4 protein-coding genes and 1 pseudogene are annotated in these 3,706 nt (G+C 37.3%); 2 read left to right on the plus strand and 3 right to left on the minus strand.

The genetic code is table 11. The annotated features are described in order from the left end of the window. From CBG25_RS09445 to CBG25_RS09455, 3 genes and pseudogenes are all read right to left on the minus strand, one after another. Positions 1–208 (minus strand): annotated as a pseudogene (locus CBG25_RS09445) (hypothetical protein); the annotation flags it as partial. Positions 209–423: 215 nt separating this feature from the next. After that, positions 424–1,776, minus strand: coding sequence for a glycerol-3-phosphate transporter (glpT, locus tag CBG25_RS09450; protein ID WP_290606246.1), 1,353 nt, complete (start codon positions 1,774–1,776; stop codon positions 424–426). Positions 1,777–2,296: 520 nt separating this feature from the next. Beyond that, complete coding sequence (locus CBG25_RS09455; RefSeq protein ID WP_290606248.1) at positions 2,297–2,974, minus strand: 7-cyano-7-deazaguanine/7-aminomethyl-7-deazaguanine transporter; 678 nt, start codon at positions 2,972–2,974, stop codon at positions 2,297–2,299. 199 nt (positions 2,975–3,173) lie between these two features. On the opposite strand from CBG25_RS09455, the gene tusA reads away from it, so the two are divergent. Together tusA and CBG25_RS09465 are read left to right on the plus strand one after the other, a co-directional pair. Beyond that, a complete protein-coding gene (tusA, locus tag CBG25_RS09460) occupies positions 3,174–3,422 on the plus strand; it encodes a sulfurtransferase TusA (RefSeq protein WP_290606250.1) in 249 nt (82 codons plus the stop codon). Positions 3,423–3,509: 87 nt separating this feature from the next. Further along, positions 3,510–3,706, plus strand: a 197-nt coding sequence (locus CBG25_RS09465) for a hypothetical protein (protein ID WP_290604058.1), incomplete at its 3' end; no start/stop codon positions are given.

A 3,706-nucleotide genomic window follows, 5' to 3' on the forward strand; every position in this document is an offset into this window, starting at 1 on the left:
CATCCAAAATCTCTGTGACAATAAATGCCCTACGTTCACCAATTTGCTTGAGATAATCGCAAAGGGAAACAGAACCCTCCAAGATAGGTAGATTTTGCGCTTTGACAAACTTACGTTTGGTGTGAGAAGGCGATTCCAGTTTGCGAGTAAATACGGTCATAAAAGATCTGCGTTTAAAACGAATAAAGCAAATTTTAATCGATAACATGAGCTTTTGCGACAGCCTCTTATGAGGCTGTCGCAAAAGAGGTAGTATCATGTTTTTAATGATTTCAATATTTTGATTTTAAAGAAAAAATTAAATTATTTTTATTGTAAATACCCCTTTTGCGACAGCCTCTTATGAGCGGGGAAATCAGTGATAAAATGAGTTCCCCTTTTTGCAAAGCTTATTAATTAAAGATAACTGATTTATGACATAAATTAGCTATGTTGTTCTGCCATTTCGCGTTTATGCTTGCTTTCACTCAGCATCACGATAAATAATAAAATAACAGAAAGTAAACTACCGCCAATCATTACCATAAAGCCGCCATTCCAGCCAAAATAGTCAACGGTATAACCCACGATAGCACTTGCTGCTACCGAACCACCAAGGTAGCCAAATAAACCGGTAAAACCAGCAGCAGTACCTGCGGCTTTTTTGGGTGCTAATTCAAGCGCATGTAAACCGATCAACATAACAGGGCCATAAATTAAGAAGCCAATAATTAGCATGCAAGCCATATCAATATGAGGATTACCTGGCGGATTGAGCCAGAAGGCAACAGTTGCAATGGTGACTAATGCCATGAAAAATACGCCGGTGGCGCCACGGTTTCCTTTGAAAACTTTATCTGACATCCAACCGCAAAGTAGCGTGCCTGGAATACCTGCATATTCATATAAGAAATAAGCCCATGAGGATTTATCCATAGCAAAGTGTTTAACTTCACGTAAGTAAGTTGGTGACCAATCGAGTACACCATAACGTAATAAGTATACGAAAACGTTAGCAAAAGCGATCATCCAAAGTAGCTTATTAGGCAAAATATATTGCATAAAAATCTGCTTTGCAGTCAGCTCGTTTTCGTCTTTATCAGTATAATCAGGTGGGTAGTCATTTTTATATTCTTCAATCGGTGGTAAACCACAAGATTGTGGCGTATCAAGCATTAAAGCAAAGGCAATCATAGCAACAAAAATGGCAGCAAAAGCAGGCATATATAGTGCTGCTTTCCAGTCGTGGAACCATGCCATGCCTAATATAAATAACAACGGCGGGATGCCACCACCAACATTATGCGCGCAGTTCCAAATTGAAACGATACCACCCCGTTCTTTTTGTGACCACCAGTGAACCATTGTTCGGCCACAAGGAGGCCATCCCATACCTTGAAACCAACCGCATAGGAAGAGCAGCACAAACATAATCATAATGCTTGAGGTAGCCCAAGGCACAAAGCCCATAATTAGCATTACTGAGGCGGATAAAATTAGCCCGGCAGGTAAAAATACTCTCGGATTTGAACGATCAGAGACTGAGCCCATGATAAATTTTGAGATACCATATGCAATTGAGATTCCTGATAAAGCAAAACCAAGCTCACCTTTAGAAAATCCCTGCTCAATTAAATAGGGCATCGCTAATGCAAAATTCTTTCTAACGAGATAGTAAGCGGCATAACCCAAAAAGATACCGAAGAAAATTTGCCAACGTAGGCGACGATAAAGAGGATCAATTTGATCTGCCGGAACTCTTTTATTATGTGGTGCTGGCTTAAAAATACTTAACATAATTCCCCTCCGATAGCATTTAAATTTTTGCTATCAAGTAATAAGCAATTGCTAAAACGAAAATGTGAGACGTTATTATTAGGTCTTCTTTCTTAATCGCGCGCTAAGATAACTCATGTTAATGCATATGTCTGCATACGAATGCGAAAATGTTATAAATTTGTGCGTAAACAGACAAAATATATATCGGCGATAGAAATAATTTTTTAATTATTCAAGTATAATTGTGAACTTTGTCATAAATTTGTTAGTTCTGATACAAAAAGTCACCATGAATGCTCGTTTTTGTTTCTTAATAAAGATTATTGATTAAGAGTGGCCTATATTGTGTTCGATGACTACTTATTAAGCCGCTATCAGACATTAGATTAAGGTCAACAATTCACCTATAACCGAATTATTACTGGGCATTCTGTTGGTTACAAGGTATTCCACTGAGTGGATATCGCCACTTTCCACTCAATAGATGGTTTTGTCGCTAAACAGATATTCAATTAGGCAAATTTTGGCTTGATTCAACTTAATTGTTATCTGCAGCTAGATAACTATTCTTTTGGTGTTTACCTTGGAAAAAGTAACTTAGAATGAAGTTCAACATCAATCCATAAGCAGGGAGGAAAAATAACATACAAATAAATAACTTAAAGCTATAATCGACTATAGCAATTTCTACCCAATTGGCCGCCATAAAAGGATCAGTGCTGTGATAAAATGCAATGAAAAAGAAAGCAATAGTATCCAGTAGATTACCGAAAAACATTGCCACAGTCGGCGCAATCCACCAACGACGATAATTACGTAATTTATTGAACACGAAAATATCCATAATCTGACCTAAAGCGTAAGCCATAAAGCTTGCTAGCGCAATACGGGCAACAAATAGATTAAATTCATTTAGTGTGATAAACCCTTGCCATTGTCCTTGGTAAAAAAGCGCTGAAAGAATGTAGGAGACAGAAAGAGCCGGCAGCATAGTTGCAGCAATAATCCGTCGAGCGAGAGGAGCACCATAAATACGTACAGTTAGATCCGTTGTCAAAAAAATAAAAGGGAAAGTGAATGCTCCCCATGTGGTATGAAAGCTAAAAATGGTAATTGGCAGTTGTACCAGATAATTACTGGAGGTAATAATCAATATATGAAAAAAGGAAAGCCAAATGAGTGCTTTGAAACGCTGTTGTGGCGTCAATTCGAACATATTATACCTTTTTGGTTAAATGGGGTGAGGGAACCCATGATAATTTAATTTACGCGGTGCATCATACGCCTGAGATAAGATAAAAGCAAAATGAATAATAAAGTTTTCTTATCTATTTTTATTTAATAAATGGCGGCAGAATTTATTTGATTTGTAATATAATTCCAACCTATTGAATAGGCTTTAAAACTAAATACCAATGCTAGATATTTTTACTAACCCTAATCGAACCCTCGATACACAAGGATTACGTTGTCCTGAGCCAATGATGATGATAAGAAAAATGGTTCGTCAGATGGTTGAAGGTGAAACGTTATTAATTATTGCGGATGATCCGGCTACAATCCGTGATATTCCTGCTTTCTGCCGTTTTATGGAACATCAATTGCTTGCTGAAGAGATTCAGCAACCTCCCTACCGTTATTTGATCCGCAAGAAAGTTAATTAATACTAAAAGCGAAACGGTCACGAGTTTCGCAGTCTCTAAAAAAGAAGTATAAATTTAAAAACAAGAAAAAATCAGGATGTTCATATTTTGTCCGGTTATCCATGCATTAAAGATATCTATAAAATATTCTTGCAAGTAAGCAGTGTAAGATACTCTAGTTTGGCGTTATCAGAAGTCAGCCCATCGCCTTTATCTCATGACACGGTTAGCCGATGGTTAAAAAGTAGATGTTTCCGCCCTAAAGACCTATGGCGATTAGTTGAACCTTCTATAGACAAAAAAAG

This window comes from Arsenophonus sp. ENCA, assembly GCF_002287155.1.
GTDB lineage: Bacteria > Pseudomonadota > Gammaproteobacteria > Enterobacterales > Enterobacteriaceae > Arsenophonus > Arsenophonus nilaparvatae.

Bases quoted from the DNA above. Each gene is read 5' to 3' on its own strand.
- tusA (WP_290606250.1), top strand. From the start codon at position 3,174: ATGCTAGATATTTTTACTAACCCTAATCGAACCCTCGATACACAAGGA.
- CBG25_RS09455 (WP_290606248.1), bottom strand. From the start codon at position 2,974: ATGTTCGAATTGACGCCACAACAGCGTTTCAAAGCACTCATTTGGCTT.
- glpT (WP_290606246.1), bottom strand. From the start codon at position 1,776: ATGTTAAGTATTTTTAAGCCAGCACCACATAATAAAAGAGTTCCGGCA.